We start from the raw sequence: 20,384 nt of genomic DNA, 5'->3' as shown, positions 1-20,384 counted from the left end.
AAGGAGTTGAAGTTTAAAATGGAATTATGGTACACAGAAGAACATACTGATAATGTTCGTTTCTCAATTAAGGTTGATGAACAAATATATAGCGGAAAAAGTGATTTCCAAGCAATAGATGTATTTAAATCAAAAGAATTTGGTACATTCTTTACTTTAGATGGATTAATGATGGTAACAGAGAAGGATGAGTTTATCTATCATGATATGATAGTACACGTTCCTATGGCTACAAATCCAAATATTAAAAATGTTTTAGTTATTGGTGCTGGAGATGGTGGTACAGTAAGAGAACTTACTAGATACAAATCTATAGAAAAAATAGATATGGTTGAAATAGATAAGTTAGTTGTAGATGTTTGTAGAGAATATTTACCACAAACAGCAAGTCAATTAGATGATGAAAGAGTAACTTTATACTTTGAAGATGGTCTAAAATTTGTTAGATCAATAGAAAATAAATATGACTTAATAATCGTTGATTCAACTGACCCATTTGGACCAGGAGAAGGACTATTCACTAAAGAATTCTATGGAAACTGCTTTAAAGCTTTAACTGAAGAAGGAATACTTGTTAACCAACATGAAAGTCCATATTATGAATCATATGCTAAGTCTATGGGAAGAGCTCATAAGAGAATAAGAGAATTATTCCCTGTTTGTAGAGTTTACCAAGCACATATACCAACATACCCATCAGGACATTGGTTATTTGGATTTGCTTCTAAAAAACATGATCCAATCAATAATGAAGGGATAGAAAAGTGGAATGATTTAGGAATAGAAACTAAATATTATAACACAGATCTTCATAAAGGAGCATTTGCTTTACCAAACTACGTTAAGAAAATGTTAGAGGATGCAGCAAATGAATAGAAATGTAAGTACTTTTATTGGATGTGAAGCTGAATATGATGAAGCAAGTATAGTTGTATTTGGAGCTCCATTTGACTCAACTACTTCATTTAGACCAGGAACAAGATTTGCAAGTCAAACTATGAGAAATGATTCTTTTGGTCTTGAAAGCTATAGTCCATATCAAGATAAAGATTTATATGATTACAAAATATTTGATGGTGGAGATTTAGAATTACCATTTGGTAGTTCAGAAAGAGCACTAAAAGATATAGAAGATTTTTCAAAGCAAGTTGTTGAAGATGGTAAAATACCAGCTATGATTGGTGGAGAACATCTTGTAACTTTAGGTTCAGTAAGAAGTGTTGTGAATAAATATCCAGATCTTCATATTATTCATTTTGATGCACATGCAGATTTAAGAGAAGAGTATTTAGGTCAAAAATTATCACATGCTACTGTACTTCATAGAGTATGGGATTTAGTTGGAGATAATAAAATATTCCAATTTGGTATACGTTCAGGAGATAAGGAAGAATTTGCTTGGGGTAAAGATCATGTATATACAAATAAATTTAATTTAGAAACATTAGATGTAATTGTGGATAAGTTAAAAGAAAAACCTGTTTATGTAACTATAGATTTAGATGTACTAGATCCATCAGTATTTCCAGGAACAGGTACTCCAGAACCAGGTGGAGTTCAATTTAAAGAATTATTAAATGCAATATTAAGTTTAAAAGACTTAAATATAGTTGGATTTGATATAAATGAGCTTTCACCACAATATGATGTAAGTGGAGCTTCAACAGCAGTAGCTTGCAAAGTTCTAAGAGAAATGTTGCTTATAGCATCAAAATAATTTTTATTTTGATTTAAAATAAAAATCTAATGCATTGTAAATATTATTTACAATGCATTATTTTGTGATTTTAAAAGAATCATATGCTAAAGAAAAAATTAAGTTTAATTAAGGAGAGATAGTATGAAAAAGTGGTTAGAGGACTTTAAGGCCTTTGCTATAAAAGGTAATGTTATTGATTTAGCAATAGGTGTAGTTGTAGGGGGGCATTTAGCCAAATAGTTAATGCATTAGTAAAAGATATCATAATGCCTATTTTTGGGTTAGTTACAGGTGGAATAAATTATAGTTCTTGGAATATAGTATTAAAGCACGCTGTTGGAAAACATCCAGCAATAACATTAAATATAGGTACTTTTATTCAAAGTGTTGTTAACTTCTTGATAATTGCAGTTTCAATATTCATGTGTATAAAAATAGCTGGACAATTTTATAAAAAAGAAGAAAAGGCAAAACCAATTCCACAAGATATTCAATTATTAACTGAGATTAGAGATTTATTAAAAACTGATTCAGGAGAAGTAATAGAAGAAAAAATAGAAGAAAAAAAATAAAAATAAAAAATAAATACTTATATATTATTAATTACAAACATATCATAATAAAGAATAATATATAAGGAGGAACACGGTGAATACAATAAAAAATATTATTGCCAAAAAGACAATAAAATTTAAAGTATTAGAAAGTGTTGAAAATAAATTAGTTATAAAAATAGAATCAGTATTTAAAGGAAAAGAGGAGATTTCAAGTTATAATTATTTATTAGATAGAATACCTAATATTGTACCTGGAATTAATTCTGTATCTTTAGATTATAATAATTTAATAGGAACTATTACTTATGACAATAAAAAAATAAATGAAGAAAAGATATTAAAAATACTAGAAATATCAAAAAAAGCAATAATAGATGATTTTGATTATATTGAAGAAAACTATGAATCAAATTTGGATGAAGTAATAGATTTAATGGAAAAGAAATTAAAACAAAAAATAAATGAATTATAAAAGAGATTGCAACTGATATAAAGAGATGCAATCTCTTTTTTTCCTTAAATTTTCATTGACATAAAGGCTAATAAATTCTTATTATATAATAATAAGATTAGATTTACAGTCTAAAAAATAAAAACCTTATCAAAAAATGAGGCTTATTTTATAAACCAAGGAGAAATTTTAAATGAGTAATTTAAAAAAGTTACAAAGTGGTACAGATATAAGAGGGACAGCTATAAAATATGATGGAATGGATCCTAGTCTTAGTGACAAAGAGGTAAGAAGATTAATAAAAGGTTTTTTCTTATGGCTTAAAGAAGAAAATGATGGAGATATATCTATAGCTATAGGTTGTGATTCTAGATTATCAGGAGAAAGTTTAAAAAATAGCTGTATAGAAGAACTTAGTAAGTATAATATTACAATTTATGATTGTGGATTGGCTACTACTCCAGCTATGTTTATGACAACTATTATGGAGAAGTATAAATGTACTGGAGCTGTAATGATTACAGCAAGCCATTTACCATATTATTATAATGGTATGAAATTTTTCACTAAAAATGGTGGATGTGAGAAAGAAGATATTGCAAGAATAATAGAATTAGCAGATATTACTGAGGAACTAAATAAAAATGGAAAGCTTGAGAAGATAAATTTAATAGATGATTATAGCAATTTATTAGTTGAAAAAATAAAAGAAGGTACAAGTAAAATTAAGAAGGAAAAGCCTCTAGAAGGGTTAAGAATAATAGTTGATGCTGGAAATGGAGCAGGTGGTTTTTTTGTAGACAAAGTTTTGAATAAACTTGGTGCAGATACAGAGGGAAGTCAATTTTTAGAACCTGATGGAAATTTCCCTAATCATATTCCTAATCCAGAAGATCCTAAGGCAATGGAATCCATAAGTAAAGCTGTTTTAAATAGTAAGGCAGATTTGGGAATAATTTTTGATACAGATGTAGATAGAGCAGCTATAGTAAGTAAAGATGGTTCTCAAATAAATAAAAATGCTTTAATAGCTATGATATCAGCTATAGTTTTAGAGGAATATCCAGGCTCAACTATAGTGACAGATTCTGTAACATCAGATGGGTTAAAAAAGTTTATTGAGGATTTAGGTGGAAAACATCATAGATTTAAAAGAGGATATAAAAACGTCATAAATGAGGCTATAAGATTAAATAGTCTAGGTGAAGAAAGTCATTTAGCAATTGAAACTTCAGGACATGCTGCCATAAAAGAAAATTACTTTTTAGATGATGGAGCTTACTTAATAGCAAAGTTATTAATAAAAATGGCTAATATGAATAAGGAAGGAAAAGATTTTATAAGTCTTATAGAAAGTTTAGAATATCCTAAGGAAAGTAAAGATTTTAGACTTCCAATAAATTCATCAGATTTTAAGGGATATGGAGAAGAAATTTTAAAGGATTTAGAAAAATTAGTAGGAGTAAAGGAAGATTGGTCTTTAGCAGAAAATAATTTTGAAGGTATTAAGGTTTACTTTCCTAATGGGTGGTTTTTAATTAGATTATCATTACATGAACCTCTATTTGCTATAAATATAGAGTCAAATAATGAGAATGGACATAAAGAAGCCCTTGAAGATTTAAGAAACTTTTTAAAACAATATAACAAAGTAGATTTAAGTAAAATGAAATAAAAAAAGGGGGTGTATCAAATTACAGATACATCCTCTCTGCCTTTTATTTAGCTATATAGGTTCACCATTTGTGACCACTCACCTACGCAAAGAAGCTCTAATATTTTTTCTACAACAGTTTCTAAAATTTCCAAACTCACTTTGTTCAAACAATGGAAATTTTTTAACGAAACTATTGTTCAAAAATAAAGAGCTTCCAATACTAGTTCAATGGTCACAGCATTTTGTACCTATATAGCTATCTCGGCAGATAAAAAAATATATTTATAAAAGTAATATAAATTAAGTTGTTGATTTGATACAGAACCATTTTTATTACTTATTATCGTACATAAATATATTTTAAAAGTTTTGTACTTACAACTGCTTTTTCTTTATCTAGAGATGTTACATAGTTAACACCACGAGATGTTATTTTAAGTTTACTTTTTGAGGCCTTAAGATTTTCAACAAAGTCAAAGGCTATAGGAACATTAATAGCGGTATTGAAAACTGAAAGAATCTTTAGATATAAAAATTGTGAATAAATTTCACCGTAAAGTTCATAATGTTCAAAGGTAGGGATTTCATCAAATACGAATTTACAATGATCATCTAAAACTTCATATATTTCTAAAAGTTTATCTCTATATATAAATTCTATGGAATTTACAGAAAGAAAAGCATTGCAAATAGAGGCTAAAAAATGACCTTTAATAAGTTCAACTTTATCCCTATCAAATCTCAAGTATAAATTAAAATAACTTTTTCTATTAGAAAATATATTTTCTAAATATTTTATAAAATTTTGAAAATCTTCAAAGTGATCTCCAGGTTCTATTTCAAATAAAATTTTGAAAAATAAATTCCAGTGAAAGTCGTTATTCATTAATTCAAGCAATCTATTTCCAACAGTATAAGAAAAATCAGAATTTAATTCTAGTTTTTTATCTATACTTATAGGTGTCCTAAATGAGATATCATTTTTAAAAATTTCATTTAACCTTATAGAAGTTTTAATAAAGGTATCGTAATAGGATTGAGGACCATCACAAGTACTTTTTAAAAATATATAATCAACTATTATGTCACATGCATTTCTAAAATCTATAGATACTCCTAAATCTTCTTTTACTTTAGCAGCATAAAGATCAAATATCATTTTAGATAATAGAGCTTCTAGTTGTTCTCTTTTTATAAATTGCTCTTCTGTATTAATTTTATTCATATGTTCATAAATAGTAAGAAGTTGATTATCTATCATTGATAGATTGTTTTTTATTGAGTTTAATATGTTTTTATAAAATTTATCACCAAGAACCATATTATAGTTTTTATAAATTATTTTATGTTCAATTTCACTCCAAAAAAGATTAACCATAGATTTTATTTGTAATTCAAAGTTAAATTTGAAGCCATTATTTTCTATGTACCCATCTATTCTATAGAGTTCAAATCCATTTTTCTGTTTTGAGGGTTGTTCTACTTTTAAATCTAAACAAATATTGGTATTTTTTGTGCAGTAATTAAAATTATTTCTATTTAAATGAATGAACTTAGATTTTATAAATCTTAAAATAGCTTCTTCATCTTCTATAAATCTGCATTCTATTCTTACTCCTATTAAATCTGATAAGTTATTAAAAAGCTCCTGAGAAGTATTATAAGAAAGGTAGTAATTATTTCTTATTATTTTTTCTTTTAAGCTTAATGATGATTTTACCCTAGTTGATATATTAAAAAAACCATCACAGTTATTTTCCAATAGGTTAAAAAAGAATTCATCAAGAATGGCTGCACATTCATTTAAGTCTTTTTTTAACTCATTAAGTAGCTGAATGCTTTCGCTAGTAAAGTCGAAAACTGTTAATTGCAAAGGTACCCCACCTTTCTAGAAAATTGTATATATATTATGATATCAGTTAATATTAAGATTAACAATATTTTTAATGTTTTGACATTGCTTTTTTTTAGTATTAATATATATATTAAGATGAATGTATCATCAAAAATTTAAAAAAAAATTAATAAATTTATCACAAAGTTAAAGAGGTGGATAAGATGAATGCAGATAAAATGACATTAAGAGTCCAACAGGCTTTAAATGATGCCTATAGTATAGCAGTTAGATATAATCATCAACAATTAGATGTTCTTCATTTATTTTCAGCTCTTGTAAATCAAGAAGATGGATTAATATCTAATGTAATTGAAAAAATGGGAGTAAATACTGGAATTGTTAAAAATGATATTCATGTTGAACTTGAGAAACTTCCTAAAGTTTTAGGTGCAGCAGCAAGTAGTTCAGGAGTTACTGCTACAAGAAGAATAAATGAAGTATTAGTGAAAGCGGAAGAGATCTCTAAAGAGTTTGGAGATTCATATATAAGTGTAGAGCATGTAATGATTGCTCTTATGGAAATAGATAAAAATGGAGCAGTTGGAAGGATTTTAAGTAAAAATTCTATAACTGATATTAAGTTTTTAGAAGTTTTACAAGCTGTTAGAGGTAACCAAAGAGTTGATACTCAAGATCCAGAAGGAACCTATGATGCTTTAGCTAAATATGGGACTAATTTAGTAGATTTAGCAAAGAAAAATAAATTAGATCCAATAATAGGTAGAGACGAAGAAATAAGAAGAACAGTTAGGATTTTATCAAGAAGAACAAAAAATAATCCAATATTAATAGGAGAACCTGGAGTAGGGAAAACTGCTATAGTAGAGGGGTTAGCAGAAAGAATAGTTAGAGGAGATATTCCTGAAACTTTAAAAGATAAAAAGATATTTTCTTTAGATATGGGAGCCTTAATAGCAGGAGCTAAGTATAGAGGTGAATTTGAAGAAAGATTAAAAGCTGTTCTTAAAGAGGTTCAAAGTGCTAATGGTGAAATAATCTTATTTATAGATGAAATTCATACTATAGTTGGTGCTGGAAAAACAGATGGAGCTATGGATGCAGGGAACTTAATTAAGCCTTTACTTGCAAGAGGAGAGCTTCATTGTATAGGAGCTACAACTTTTGATGAATATAGACAATATATAGAAAAAGATAAGGCTTTAGAAAGAAGATTCCAACCTGTAATAGTTAGTGAACCTACTGTAGAAGATACTATTTCAATTTTAAGAGGACTTAAAGAAAAATTCGAAATACATCATGGCGTTAGAATTCATGATTCAGCTATTGTAGCTGCTGCTAAATTATCACATAGATATATTCAAGATAGATATTTACCAGACAAGGCTATAGATTTAATAGATGAAGCAGGTTCTATGATAAGAAGTGAAATAGATTCTCTTCCAACTGAACTTGATATAACAAGAAGAAAACTTTTAATGCTTGAAACTGAAAAAGAAGCACTTTCAAAAGAAGAAGATGAAGCTTCAAAGAAAAGACTTGAAATATTAGAAAAAGAACTTGCAGAACTTAAATCTAAAAATGATGAAATGACTGCAAAATATGAAAAAGAAAAAGGTCATATTTTAGCTGTTAGAAATTTAAAAACTCAATTAGATGAAGCAAAAGGAAACTTAGAAAAAGCAGAAAGAGAATATGACTTAAATAAAGTTGCCGAAATTAAGTATGGAATAATACCTAAGTTAGAGGCAGAAATAAAAGAAAAAGAAGAAGCTATAGATAGAGACAATGATAAAGCACTTTTAAAAGAAGAAGTTACAGAAAGTGAAATATCAGAAATTGTTTCAAAATGGACTGGAATTCCAGTAACTAAATTAGCAGAAACTGAAAGAGAGAAGCTTTTAAGATTAGAACATGAACTTAGAGAAAGAGTTATAGGTCAAGATGAAGCAACTACATCAGTAGCTAATGCTGTAATTAGAGCTAGAGCAGGGCTTAAAGATGAAAATAAACCTATAGGTTCATTTATATTCTTAGGACCAACAGGTGTTGGTAAAACAGAACTTGCAAAAACTTTAGCTAGAAACTTATTTGATAGTGAAGATAATATCATAAGAATGGATATGTCAGAATATATGGAAAAACAAGCAGTTTCAAGACTTGTAGGACCACCTCCAGGATATGTAGGATATGAAGAAGGTGGACAATTAACAGAAGCTGTTAGAAGAAATCCTTATTCAGTTGTTTTATTTGATGAAATAGAAAAGGCACATCCAGATGTATTTAATGTTTTCCTTCAAATACTAGATGATGGAAGACTTACTGATAATAAAGGAAAAACTGTTGACTTTAAAAATACTATAATAATAATGACATCAAATATTGGAAGTCAATATTTATTAGAAAATAAAGGTGAAGAAGTAGAAGAATCTATAAAAGAGAATGTTATGGAAGAAATGAAGCTAAGATTTAAGCCAGAATTCTTAAATAGAGTAGATGAAATAATAATGTTTAAACCTTTATCAAGTGAAGGATTAAAGAAAATCGTAGATATATTCTTATCTAGTGTAAGAGGAAGACTTTTAGATAGAAATATAGACTTAAAAATAACTGATTCAGCTAAGATTTTAATAGCAGAAGAGGGATATAGCCCAATTTATGGAGCAAGACCTCTTAAAAGATATATTGGAAATAATATAGAAACTAGAATAGCGAAATTAATTATTGCTGGAGAAGTTAATAATGGTGAAACAATAGTTATAGATTCAAAAGATAATAACCTAGAAATAAAAGTAGAAAAATAATCTAAATATTTAATAGTACACGACTGCGGAAAAATATGCAGTCGTGTATTTTTTTTACATAAATTATTAATAAATTTTAAAGTTTATCATATATTTTTGTACAAATAGTAAAACTTTGGATATATAGTAATGACTATTATATAAAGTAGTTGTATAATAGTCATATAATATTTTAGTAGTTCTTTTGAAAAGGGGTAAAAAATGTTAGAAAAGCTTAAAAAAATTAAAGATAAATTATTAAAAAGTAATTTGCTTAAGAAAAGGGAACTAGGATGGCTTGTGGTTAGTTTAATTTTTACAATTATAATAGATATACTTCAAGGGTCTCTATTTAGATTGTTTATATTAAATTACTTAATGTTTTTAGCTATAACATCAATTGTATTCTTTTTTAAGAAACCAAAGACTTTATATTTCTTAATTTCTGGCATAGTAATGTGTCTATCAATAGCTAGTGCTATTATTATGAAATTTAGGGGAACACCACTTACTGCTGGAGATATGTATTCCATTAATGATGGGTTATCTATAGCAAAGAAATACTTAGGAAATAATTTAATTATTATAATAATAATTACTGTTGTAATTGCATTAGCTTTACTTGTATTTTCTTTTATTAAAGAAAAGAAGGTAACTGATATTAGTTATAAAAGAGCTATATTTATGTTTTTATCAACTATAATTCTATCAACAGGATTATATAAATTCGATAGTAAAATAGGAATGATAAAGACTTATAATTGGGATTTAGCAGCTAGTTACAAAGCAAATGGATTTTTAGTTTCGTATTATAAATCCATAAGAGAGTTAAAACCTAAAAAACCAACTACCTATAATAAAACATCTATAGATAAAATTAAGGAATCTTTAGAAGAAGAAACTGTAAAAGTTAATGGGAAGGTAGAAAAACCAAATGTAATAGTTGTCCAACTAGAGTCTTTTATTGACCCATATAGATTTAAAGGTATTAATTTTACAGAAGATCCTATTCCTAATATAAGGAAGTTAGAGCAAGAGGGACCACATGGAATAATGGGAGTACCTACTTTTGGAGGAGGAACTGTAAGAACAGAATTTGAAGTTTTAACTGGATATTCAGCTAGTAATTTAGGTGCAGGGGAAATACCAAATAACACTATATTAAAGAAACAAGCTGTTGAAAGTATGGCAACTATACTTAAAGATAAAGGATATGATGTAACAGCTATCCATGATTTTGAAGGGAATTTTTATGATAGAGATACTACTTATTCAAGTTTTGGATTTGATAAGTTTGTAAGTATGGAATATATAGAGGATATTACTTACAATGGGGAAACTGACTATCCATCTGATATGAATAATATGAAACCTATAGAGGAAATATTAAACAATGGAAAGAATCCTCAATTTATATTTAACGTAGCTGTAGAAAGTCATGGACCATACTTAGAGGATTATGAACCTAAAAATGGACAATATGATTTCCAATGTGACAATTTAACAGAGGGTGAAAAGAATCAACTTCAAGATTATGTTGATAAATTAAAGGAAGTAGATAAATATGTTGGGGAACTTGTAAATCATGTTAAAAATTCAGGGAAACCAACAGTAATAGGTTTTTATAGTGACCACCTTCCAGCTTTAAAGGTTATAGATAAGCCTGAGAACTTTAATGGAGATGAGAAGTATAAGTCTAATTACTTTATTTGGAGTAATACAGGTATAAAACCTAAGGAGCAAGATATAATGTCTTATCAATTATCAACTTACATTCTTAATTTAGCTGGATTAGAAGGTGGAATAATGCCTACATTCCATAAGGCTATTGCAGGAAGTGAGAACTATGGTGAAGATTTTAAGAATATACAATATGACCAACTTAATGGTGATAATTATTTAGGGGCAGATAAGTGTGAAAAAACTAAAAACATGAAATTAGGTTTAGATGATATAAAGATCACCAATGCCTATATTTATAATGGAATGTTAGTAATTGATGGAGAAAACTTTACAAAGGCAAGTGCAGTAGTTGTAAATGATAAAATAGTTTCTACACAATATGAAAGTCCTAATAAATTAATTGTTTATGATACTAATATAAATTCTTTTAAAGTAGGACAAATTGGGAGAAATAAAAAAATATTAAGTACAACTGATGAGTATACTTTAAAAAAATAGTGTAATAAGGCTGTTTCAAGAAAGAATTAACTTTCATCTTGAAACAGTTTTTCTTTGATTAGCTATAAAAATATTTTAAATTAATTAGACTTCCAATCTAGGAAAATACCTGCATTGGAAGTCTTCTTTATTTAGAATATATATTTCAATATTAAGTATAACCCTTAAATTTATTTAATAACTAGTGTCTGTAATATTTTAAACTTCTATAAGTCTAAGATAAACAGGCATAGAATTAAAATTTAGATGAAGTTTTAACTCTATCTAAATTAAGTTTTAATTTATTATCTTCTTCTTATTCTTTGTACAGCCATAACAACTGGAATTGATATTAATATTGATGCGATAATTTCTGGAATACCATTACTAATTCCTATACCTATTATAGAAGCTGTAGCTAATTTAGTAGGTATATGTAGAGCTTGTGCAAATTTATCAAGATAAATTATATAAGTAAGGCCTAGAACACCTATAGTATTTGTTAATGTTCCAACAGCAGCAGCAAGACCTATTGATAGCATTTCTTTTTTTCTTTTATTTTTGTATTTAATAAGGAAAGTTAATAATACTATAAAAATTATTATTCCAATAATAGAACTTGTATCAATACCAATAAAGGATACTAATAAAAGAAATAATAAGAGACCAGCAAAAGCACTAGAAAAAATACTTGTTAGAAAAATGCTTTTATCAGCTGCTTTTAATGCCCATTTATAAGCATAATAACTAAAGATACCTATAAGTATTCTTGGAATAACTGCTATTATGGGGTTCCAAAACATAAAGCTTGTTGGAACAGGAACAGCAAAAGCTTGGTAAATAGAAAATACACCAAAAACGAATCCTACAAGAGCACCTACTACAGGGCCTTCTATAAGAGCACCTATGATTACAGGTACATGAAGTATAGTTGCCTTAACAGGTGGAATGTCTATAAATCCTAAACCTGTTAATCCAAGAAAAACACATATACCAGAAAGCATTCCAATAATTACGAGCTTCCTGGTTTTCTCTCTTTGTTTGTTAATAGTCCTATTCATTAATGTCCTCCCGTTTTTATTCCTTAAGGATATAATTCGGTTTTAAAATGAAATATATATTATTGTATAATGGTTCAACTTAACTTTTAATGTTGACCATTTAATATTTTACAGTTTTTTTTGTGTAAAAGCAATCAGGAAAATAAAGAGGTTTTATGAATTTTAGAACTGAAGTATTAATAAATAAAAAAGATATAGCTTAGTGCTATATCTTAGTTTTTAATTTACTTTTAACTATATTTTCAACTCGTTTAGGTAATTCAGCTTCTTCTTCTTTTGTTAGTGATTTAGTAATAATAGGTTCGTGGATATAAACATCAATATCTGCTTTTTGAATGATAAATTTTTTCTCATCCATTACTTTATAGCTTCCATTAATAGTTATTGGGACAATTGGAACTTTAGTTTTAGTTGCTAGTTTAAAGCTTCCTGCCTTAAATTCCTTCATAGGACCACCTTTACTTCTAGTACCCTCAGGAAATATAACCATTGATTGACCTTGTCTTAAGATTTTTATTCCTTCAATTATAGCTTCAGCAGATTTTCTAAGATTATCTCTATCCATAAAGACACATCCTATGAAATTTCCCCATTCTCCTATAGTAGGTATTTTAGATAGTTCTTTTTTTGCAATAAATCCTTTTGGTTTATCTATACATGTTAATAAAAGTAATATATCGAAGTTCCCTTGGTGATTACTAACAAATAAAACGGGTTCATCTTTAGGAACATTTTCAAGACCTTCTACATGTATATTAGCACCAGATAAGTCTACATAACCTTGAGTCCAATTACGGCTAATTTCATGTAAATATTGATATTTTTCTTTTATTTGTCCTTTAGCTTCAAATTCAGCTATTTTTTTTCTAGCTTCATTAGTTTTTGGCTTTTGTATAACCATATCTAATAAAAATTTTGAATAAAATATAAATGACTTAAACATAATTTCTCCTTTATAAAATAAATGATAAATAGTAAATATTAATAGATAATTATTTACTAGTATATATATTATCATTAAAAATTCATTTTAACTATAATAAGAATTTAATTTTAGTTAAGTTTTATTATTTTATTATAATACAAAAACTATATATTACAAAAAACACAATAATTTTAATAAAATTAAAACTTTTATGTGAATTTTTGATTTATTAATAGAAATTTGGTAAAATTAAATTAAAGAAGGGGGCGTTATAGTGAAGTTAGTTAAGGGTAAGGTAAGTTTTATTAGAAGTATTTTGGCTTGTATAATATTCCCGTTAGTTTTCGGATATTTTTATAGTTATGTAATGTCAGGAAGTAATTGGTCTGAAGTAAATCAAACAATAGGTATAATATTAATAGTTCTTTTATCTATAAGAGCATATTTTGAATATAAAATTGCAAAGAATAAGAGTAATGTTAAGATAACTATAATAGCAATTATAGCTTTTTCTTTATATACAATAATAAGGTTTTTTTCCTAAAGAATTAGGCAATGCTCTTAATCCTTTGAAGAGATATTAAGCTTTAATTTTTTAATTTATATTGAAATTTAATATAGGGTTGTATCAATTTCAGATAAGTAAGAAAAGAAGATTAATTGGTACAATTCTATTTTTTTATGGATAAATATATTAAAATTAGATATATTTATTAAGTATAATAGATTTTTATATGATAAAATTATAAATAAAGCAAAAAATGATAATATAATTTTATTGGATAAATAATTATAATATAAGGAGATGATTAAATGAATTTAAATATAGGAAATGTTTATGAAGGATTTGAACTTCTAGAAAAACATTATATAAAAGAAATAGATTCAGAAGCTTTAATTTTTTCACATAAGAAAACAGCAGCAAGACTAATAAAAATCGTAAGTGCTGATGATAATAAGGTATTTTCCATAGGCTTTAGAACACCACCAAATGATAGTACTGGAGTAGCACATATTTTAGAGCATTCAGTTCTTTGTGGGTCAAGAAAATTTGATATGAAGGAGCCTTTTGTAGAACTTTTAAAGGGATCTTTAAATACATTTTTAAATGCTATGACCTATCCAGATAAAACAGTTTATCCAGTAGCTTCAAGAAATAAAAAGGATTTCTTTAATCTAATGGATGTTTATTTAGATGCAGTTTTATATCCAAATATATATAAATATAAAGAAATATTTATGCAAGAAGGATGGCATTATAATTTAGAAGAAGAAAATGCTGATATAACTTATAATGGTGTTGTTTATAATGAAATGAAAGGGGCATATTCTTCTCCTGACTCATTATTATATAGAAAAATAGCTGGAAGCTTATACCCAGATACTACTTATGCTGAATCATCAGGTGGAGATCCAGATAGAATACCAGATTTAACTTATGAAAACTTTATAAATTTCCATAAAAAATATTATCATCCTTCAAATTCATATATATTCTTATATGGAGATGGAAACATAGAAGAAGAATTAGCTTTTATAAATGAAAATTATCTTAAAAATTTTGAAAAAGAAGATATTGATTCAACAATAAATCCACAAGTTCCATTTGATAAGCTAAAAGAAGAAGAATTATTTTATGGTGTTGGAGATGAAGAAGATTTAGAAGATAAAAGTTTTTATAGTCTTAACTTTGCCATTGGAAAAGCTGGAGATAGTGAATTATATTTAGCTTTTGAGGTTTTAACTCATTTACTTTTAAGAAGTACTGCTGCACCTTTAAAGAAAGCATTAATAGATGCTGGAATAGGTAAATCAGTTAGTGGGGACTTTGATAATGGAATTAAAGAACCATATATGAGTATAATTGTTAAGAATGCTTCTAAGGATAAAAAGGAAGAATTCAAATCTTTAGTTATGAAGACTTTAGAGAACTTAGTAAAAGAAGGTATAGACAAAGAATTAATAGAAGCTTCAATAAACAGAGTAGAGTTTGAATTGAGAGAAGAAGATTATGGTTCATATCCAAAGGGATTAATATATTATTTAAAAATTATGGATACTTGGTTATATGATGAAAATCCTTTAATTAATTTAACTTATGATAAAGATCTTAAGAAAATTAAAACAGCTTTAACAACAAATTATTTTGAACAATTAATAGAGAAGTATATATTAAATAATAGTCATAGTTCATTAGTAGCTTTACATCCTAAAAAAGGATTAAATCAAGAAAAAACTAAATTATTAGAAGAAAAGTTAAAAATATATAAAGATAGTTTAAGTAAAGATGAATTAATAAAAACTATAGACAGTTGTAAAGCACTAAAGGAAAGACAAGGAAAAGAAGATTCAAAAGAGGCTCTAGAAGCAATCCCAGTACTTTCCTTAGATGATATAGATAAGGAACCAGAAAAACTTCCTTTAGAAGAAAAAGAAATAGATGGAGTAAAGGTGTTACATCATGAATTCCATACTAATGAAATTTCATATTTAAATTTATATTTTAATTCAAAGGTAGTAACAAAGGAAGAAATTCCTGTATTATCATTATTAAGTGATATTTTAGGTAAAGTTGGAGCAGGGACTTATAGCTATGAAAAGCTAGCTAATAAGGTTAATATAAATACTGGAGGAATATCTTACTTCCCATATAGTATTTCAAATTTAAGAAAAGAAAAAGCTTATAATAGTTATTTTGAAGTATCATTAAAATGTTTAAATGATAAATTAGCTATTGTATTTGATTTATTAAAGGATATTCTTTTAAATACAAATTTAGATGATGAAAAGAGAATAAAACAAATATTATCAGAAAAAAGATCTAGAATAGAAAGTTCAATTTTTGACAATGGTCATAGAATAGCAACTAAAAGAATCTTAGCTTATATTTCAGAAAAGGGAGTTTATGATGAACTACTTACAGGTCTTGATTATTATTACTTTATAAGAGATTTAGATGAAAACTTTGATTTAGATAAAATTAAAGAGCAACTTATAAGTGTTTCTAAAAAATTATTTAATAAAAATAACTTAATAGTAAGTTTTTCAGGAACTAAAAAAGATTATGAGTATTTAGAATCTTCAATTAAGAGTTTTATAGAAGCTTTAGAAAATTCAGAAGTAAAATACAATGAATATAACCTTAAGTATGAAAATAAAAAAGAAGCTTTATTAGTTCAAGGAAATGTTCAATATGTAGCTAAAGGTGGAGATTATACTAATAGTGGCTATAAATATAATGGAGCTCTTAATTTATTAGAAACTATATTAGGTTTTGATTATCTTTGGAACAATGTTAGGGTAAAAGGCGGGGCCTATGGTGTTATGTCAAACTTTAGAAGAGATGGTGGAACAGTATTTGTATCTTATAGGGACCCTAAAGTAAAAGAGACTTTTGATGTATTTGATGGAATAAGTGATTATTTAAAAGATTTTGATGTTTCAGATAGAGAGATGCAAAAATATATAATTGGAACAATTAGAAAGTTAGACAGTCCTATAAGCAATAGTGTTAAAGGAGAATTAGCTACATCACTTTATTTAAGTGGAGTGACTTATGAAGATAGGGTAAAAGAAAGAGGAGATATAATAAAGGCTACAAAAGAAACTATAAAATCATTTGAGCCTATGTTAAGAAATATTTTAAGCCAAGATTGTATATGTGCTTTAGGTAATGAAGAAAAGTTAAAGGAAAATAAAGAGTTATTTGAAAATATTGAAAAAGTAATTAAATAAATTTAAAAAAGAACTTCTTTCACAATGCTATGATTTAGCAAAGTGAAGGAGTTCTTTTAATTCTATAGAGAATAAAGATATAATTAAAATATATTTTATTTATACTCTAATTATATTTCATTATTAAATAATCATAGTTCGATTTTTGAAATAAACTATTTTAAGGCCTGTCCTAGTAATAAAATCATTTAAAAGGTCAAAATTTCTTCCAATTTTGCTTTTAACATGTGCATCAGAACCTACAGTAATATATTTACCACCTAATTCTTTATAATAAGAATAGATATCAACTAGGGCATCAAAACTTTTTTTATTTTCTAGTCTATTAGTATTCAATTCTATAACTTTGTTTTTCTCAATGAGTATTTGAAAGATTTTAGTGAATAACTCTTTAAATTCATCTAGATAAAGTTCATTATCATGGAAATTAGCATATCTACATATATAATCTATATGTGAAAGAGAATCAAAGAAGTCAAAGGTTTTTATGTTTTCAAGAATTGTATTTAAATACTCTTCATAAATTGTATGTTTTGAACGATTATCTTCTTTTAAAGAATAATATAAATCTGCTCCATTTATAGTATGAGTTGAACCTAATATAAAATCTAAATTTTTAGTTTCTTCATTTACAAAATCTAATATTATATTTGGATTTTCTAAAAATAATCCAATTTCTAAACCGATTAAAAAACTATCATTTTTAAAAGTTTTTGTTTCTTCAATTAATTTTGTCATATTTATTTTAGGAACAAAAGATAAATTTAAATCTACATGGTCTGTTAAGATAATTCCTATATTTAAATCTTTTTTCTTTTCTAATATATGAGAAAAATCCATTTTAGAATCAAAGGAAAATTTACTATGCATATGGCTATCAAAAATCATAAAATATCCTCCTGAAAATTTATAAAACTAATCTTTAATTTAAGTATAGCATATAAAGTAAAATTTAATTTAGAGAGAATTAAAGCTTTATATAAATTTTAGGGGGGGAGTTATTTAGGGGCGCTAGATATATATTCAATTTATAGTTACAAGTCCGTATATTTTCTGGTAATAAACTTAGTTACTAGATATGTATATGTTTAATTTGTAGGAAAATAGGGTATTATAGAAGTTAGTCATTACAGAGATATTTTATAGAAAGTTAAAATATTATAAATTAAGGTTCATTTTGGATTAATAATAAATTTAATTTACATTGTTTAATAAACTAGGTAAAATTAGATTATAAAATGAGACTTAGAATAAGGAAGATTTTTTAGGATTAAGTATGAATTTACTTAATCTTACTTAATAAAATTAGAATTCTAGTTGAATTTTTAGTGAAATCTATTTAGAACATAGATATTTTTATCTCATAGCTAGAGGATGTAATACTTTTATCTTCCATTAAGTAGGAGATAAACAGCCTCACACTTATAGACAACTTTAGCTAAGCATTCAGATGGAGTTATAATTCCACCTGGACTAAGTATAGGTTTATTTATAACTTAAAAGAAAGATTACATAAAATCGCTAAAAGATAAAATTTAAAGTATTTAGGAGGATATTATGAAAAAATTATTTACAATAGGAAACATAGATTTTTATGAGGAGGAATTTCAAGATAATATAGAGGAATTTAGAGATATTATAGAACTTATACAAGACTTTTCAGATGAACTTGAAATTTCAGAAATAGAATGTGCTGAAAAAAATGATTGTTGTAATGGAACAAAATATAATTACATAAGTGAACTTATGGGAGCTTTAACAGAAGAGGATGAATTCTTCTCAATAGCTGAAATTAGAGCATCAGAAGAAAGTATTGAAAAATTTTCTAATATGAATTTATATCCATTTGGAATACAAATATATAAATGTAAGGGATGTAATAAGTGGATAATTAACATATTAGAAGAATAATATATTTTAGTGTATAGTTAAAAAAGCCTTAAGAGTAATTTAGGAAGGGGTAAAAGAGGTGACCTTAAAGGAGAAAATTAAAAAGTGTTTAAATAGTATAAAAGAAAAAGTGTGTAATAATGAAAAATTTGAAGGACTTAAAGTTAAAATCCAATCAATTAAAAGTAAAAAATTTTTAAATATTAAGTTTGATAGAAAATTAATTTTAATAATTTCTATAAGTTTCTTTTTTGTTCTATTTATAGGTTGTTTTTTTACAGTTCAAAAAAATAGCAAAAGTTACGTTATAAAAAAATTAACTACCGTTTTGGACAAGGGAAATAACAGAGCTTTATCTAAGATTATAGTTGTTGACAATATGAATAAAAATTTAAATGCTGAAGATTTAAAGCCTGTTACTGAATTTTATAGTAGTAATAAGAATAGAATTTCTGAATTGACAAATTCTTTGAATTCAGGAAAGTCTATTTATTCAATGAATATTAAAGAAAAAGATTATTTGTTAGGGAAAAAATATTATGTTACTACAAAATATAGAGAGTTAAACATAAAAACTGATTTAGATGGAGCAAATTTATATGTAAATGGTGTAAGTGAAGGTGTGATTTCTGGAAAGGAGAAAAAGCTTAACTTAATAGCACCAGGAATTTATGATATAAAGCTTGAATATAAGGGAAAGAATGCAGTTTTACAAAGTGAGAAAAAAGTAATATTAACAGATAATGAAAGTACAAATATACCTTTGAATGGAATAAAAATATCTGTTAAGACAGATTATCCAGATGGAAAGATATATATAAACGATAAAGATACAGCTGTTAAAGCGAAAGATTTTATAGATAAAGGGCCTTTCCCTACAGATGGAACTTATAAAATATCAATGAAGTATAATTCTCCTTGGGGAGAAATAACAAGTACTCCAATAGAGATAAAAGAAAATCCAGTTATAAATATTAACTTAGAACTAAAAAATGAAAATTTAAAAGCTCAGTTAAAAACGTCTATGGAAGTATTTTACAATAGTATTTTTTCAGCTTTAAATAAAGAAAATAAAGAAGAAATAAAGGGTACAACAGAAGAAGTGAAAAATAAAATATATGAAATATTGAATGAGAAATATTTTATATTAAAAAATATATATAAATTAGATAATTTAGATATTGACTTAGAAAAAAGTACTATTAAATTTGAAAATGGAGAGTATAATGGGAAAATTGTAACTTCTGTTAACTACTTAATAAAGAAAGATATATTTGGAATACCTCTCCAAAGTAGGTCAGTAAATCAAAATTTCTTTGTAGATATAAGTTATAAAAATGGAAGCTGGGTAATAACTAATATAGAAAATTTCTATTTAGAAAAATAGGTATAAACAAATTCATAAAATAGAATTTTAAGTCAGAGGCATGAAAATTAATACCTCTGATTTTTTATAAATTTTTATCTGATAACTAATCTATACAATATCTGTTTTATCTGAGTGTAATGTTTCAATTTTCTATGAGTCTAGAGATAAACAGGATTGATATTTTAAATTTAAGCATTCTTATTAAGTTTTAATTATCCGTTGAATAAAATTTCTAAAATATG

Annotated in this window: 13 protein-coding genes and 3 pseudogenes; 11 read left to right on the top strand and 5 right to left on the bottom strand. The window is 26.2% G+C overall.

All coding sequences use genetic code 11. The features are described 5' to 3' along the window. Window positions 1–18 precede the first annotated feature (18 nt). The 5 genes and pseudogenes from speE (at window position 19) to ARA19_RS10115 (ending at window position 4,382) form a co-directional block, all read left to right on the top strand. Entirely contained in the window at window positions 19–876 is an 858-nt protein-coding gene (gene speE, locus ARA19_RS10135) for a polyamine aminopropyltransferase (RefSeq protein WP_055070852.1), read from the top strand. Continuing rightward, window positions 869–1,717: an agmatinase gene (gene speB / locus ARA19_RS10130; protein WP_055070851.1), complete on the top strand. Its 849-nt coding sequence runs from the start codon at window positions 869–871 to the stop codon at window positions 1,715–1,717. The genes speE and speB overlap by 8 nt, the downstream gene beginning before the upstream one ends. A gap of 123 nt (window positions 1,718–1,840) precedes the next feature. Then, window positions 1,841–2,271: pseudogene (gene mscL, locus ARA19_RS10125) on the top strand (large-conductance mechanosensitive channel protein MscL). 76 nt (window positions 2,272–2,347) lie between these two features. Further along, window positions 2,348–2,728 (top strand): hypothetical protein, encoded by a 381-nt coding sequence (locus ARA19_RS10120; protein WP_055070850.1) that lies wholly within the window; start codon window positions 2,348–2,350, stop codon window positions 2,726–2,728. Between the two features lie 172 nt (window positions 2,729–2,900). Next, the gene (locus tag ARA19_RS10115; protein ID WP_055070849.1) at window positions 2,901–4,382 is read left to right on the top strand and encodes a phosphohexomutase domain-containing protein; all 1,482 of its coding nucleotides are present in this window, start codon (window positions 2,901–2,903) and stop codon (window positions 4,380–4,382) included. 322 nt (window positions 4,383–4,704) lie between these two features. On the opposite strand, the gene ARA19_RS10110 is transcribed toward ARA19_RS10115, so the two are convergent. Next, window positions 4,705–6,237, bottom strand: coding sequence for a GTP pyrophosphokinase (locus ARA19_RS10110; RefSeq protein ID WP_055070848.1), 1,533 nt, complete (start codon window positions 6,235–6,237; stop codon window positions 4,705–4,707). Window positions 6,238–6,422: 185 nt separating this feature from the next. Here ARA19_RS10110 and clpB point away from each other — a divergent pair, with 185 nt between their 5' ends. Beyond that, window positions 6,423–9,023, top strand: coding sequence for an ATP-dependent chaperone ClpB (gene clpB, locus ARA19_RS10105; RefSeq protein WP_055070847.1), 2,601 nt, complete (start codon window positions 6,423–6,425; stop codon window positions 9,021–9,023). A 201-nt stretch (window positions 9,024–9,224) separates the two neighbouring features. Further along, the gene (locus tag ARA19_RS10100) at window positions 9,225–11,183 is read left to right on the top strand and encodes an LTA synthase family protein (RefSeq protein ID WP_055070846.1); all 1,959 of its coding nucleotides are present in this window, start codon (window positions 9,225–9,227) and stop codon (window positions 11,181–11,183) included. 284 nt (window positions 11,184–11,467) lie between these two features. Here ARA19_RS10100 and ARA19_RS18320 read toward each other — a convergent pair. The 3 genes and pseudogenes from ARA19_RS18320 to ARA19_RS10090 all read right to left on the bottom strand — a co-directional run. After that, window positions 11,468–11,794, bottom strand: a pseudogene (locus ARA19_RS18320) (ECF transporter S component); the annotation flags it as partial. Between the two features lie 102 nt (window positions 11,795–11,896). Further along, window positions 11,897–12,223, bottom strand: a pseudogene (locus tag ARA19_RS18315) (ECF transporter S component); the annotation flags it as partial. A gap of 205 nt (window positions 12,224–12,428) precedes the next feature. After that, the gene (locus tag ARA19_RS10090) at window positions 12,429–13,166 is read right to left on the bottom strand and encodes a lysophospholipid acyltransferase family protein (RefSeq protein ID WP_055070844.1); all 738 of its coding nucleotides are present in this window, start codon (window positions 13,164–13,166) and stop codon (window positions 12,429–12,431) included. Window positions 13,167–13,422: 256 nt separating this feature from the next. Between ARA19_RS10090 and ARA19_RS10085 the strand changes: the two genes are divergently transcribed. Further along, the gene (locus ARA19_RS10085) at window positions 13,423–13,692 is read left to right on the top strand and encodes a hypothetical protein (RefSeq protein ID WP_055070843.1); all 270 of its coding nucleotides are present in this window, start codon (window positions 13,423–13,425) and stop codon (window positions 13,690–13,692) included. Window positions 13,693–13,961: 269 nt separating this feature from the next. Next, on the top strand, window positions 13,962–16,883 hold the full coding sequence (locus ARA19_RS10080) for an insulinase family protein (protein ID WP_055070842.1): 2,922 nt from the start codon (window positions 13,962–13,964) through the stop codon (window positions 16,881–16,883). Between the two features lie 123 nt (window positions 16,884–17,006). Here ARA19_RS10080 and ARA19_RS10075 read toward each other — a convergent pair whose 3' ends face one another. After that, the gene (locus ARA19_RS10075) at window positions 17,007–17,771 is read right to left on the bottom strand and encodes a histidinol-phosphatase HisJ family protein (protein WP_055070841.1); all 765 of its coding nucleotides are present in this window, start codon (window positions 17,769–17,771) and stop codon (window positions 17,007–17,009) included. A gap of 669 nt (window positions 17,772–18,440) precedes the next feature. Between ARA19_RS10075 and ARA19_RS10070 the strand changes: the two genes are divergently transcribed. Further along, window positions 18,441–18,794 (top strand): hypothetical protein, encoded by a 354-nt coding sequence (locus ARA19_RS10070; RefSeq protein WP_055070840.1) that lies wholly within the window; start codon window positions 18,441–18,443, stop codon window positions 18,792–18,794. Between the two features lie 58 nt (window positions 18,795–18,852). Beyond that, window positions 18,853–20,160 carry a TcaA 3rd/4th domain-containing protein gene (locus tag ARA19_RS10065; RefSeq protein WP_055070839.1) on the top strand — a complete coding sequence of 436 codons (1,308 nt, stop codon included), beginning with the start codon at window positions 18,853–18,855 and terminating at the stop codon, window positions 20,158–20,160. Window positions 20,161–20,384 lie beyond the last annotated feature (224 nt).

Source organism: Clostridium massiliamazoniense (genome assembly GCF_001403635.1).
GTDB lineage: Bacteria > Bacillota > Clostridia > Clostridiales > Clostridiaceae > Sarcina > Sarcina massiliamazoniense.
This window is presented reverse-complemented; position numbering and strand designations above follow the sequence as displayed.

What these genes read in the sequence shown, in the direction of transcription:
- ARA19_RS10075 (WP_055070841.1), bottom strand. Translation starts at nt 17,771, where the DNA reads ATGATTTTTGATAGCCATATGCATAGTAAATTTTCCTTTGATTCTAAA.
- clpB (WP_055070847.1), top strand. Translation starts at nt 6,423, where the DNA reads ATGAATGCAGATAAAATGACATTAAGAGTCCAACAGGCTTTAAATGAT.
- speE (WP_055070852.1), top strand. Translation starts at nt 19, where the DNA reads ATGGAATTATGGTACACAGAAGAACATACTGATAATGTTCGTTTCTCA.
- ARA19_RS10090 (WP_055070844.1), bottom strand. Translation starts at nt 13,166, where the DNA reads ATGTTTAAGTCATTTATATTTTATTCAAAATTTTTATTAGATATGGTT.
- ARA19_RS10115 (WP_055070849.1), top strand. Translation starts at nt 2,901, where the DNA reads ATGAGTAATTTAAAAAAGTTACAAAGTGGTACAGATATAAGAGGGACA.
- ARA19_RS10100 (WP_055070846.1), top strand. Translation starts at nt 9,225, where the DNA reads ATGTTAGAAAAGCTTAAAAAAATTAAAGATAAATTATTAAAAAGTAAT.
- ARA19_RS10070 (WP_055070840.1), top strand. Translation starts at nt 18,441, where the DNA reads ATGAAAAAATTATTTACAATAGGAAACATAGATTTTTATGAGGAGGAA.
- speB (WP_055070851.1), top strand. Translation starts at nt 869, where the DNA reads ATGAATAGAAATGTAAGTACTTTTATTGGATGTGAAGCTGAATATGAT.
- ARA19_RS10080 (WP_055070842.1), top strand. Translation starts at nt 13,962, where the DNA reads ATGAATTTAAATATAGGAAATGTTTATGAAGGATTTGAACTTCTAGAA.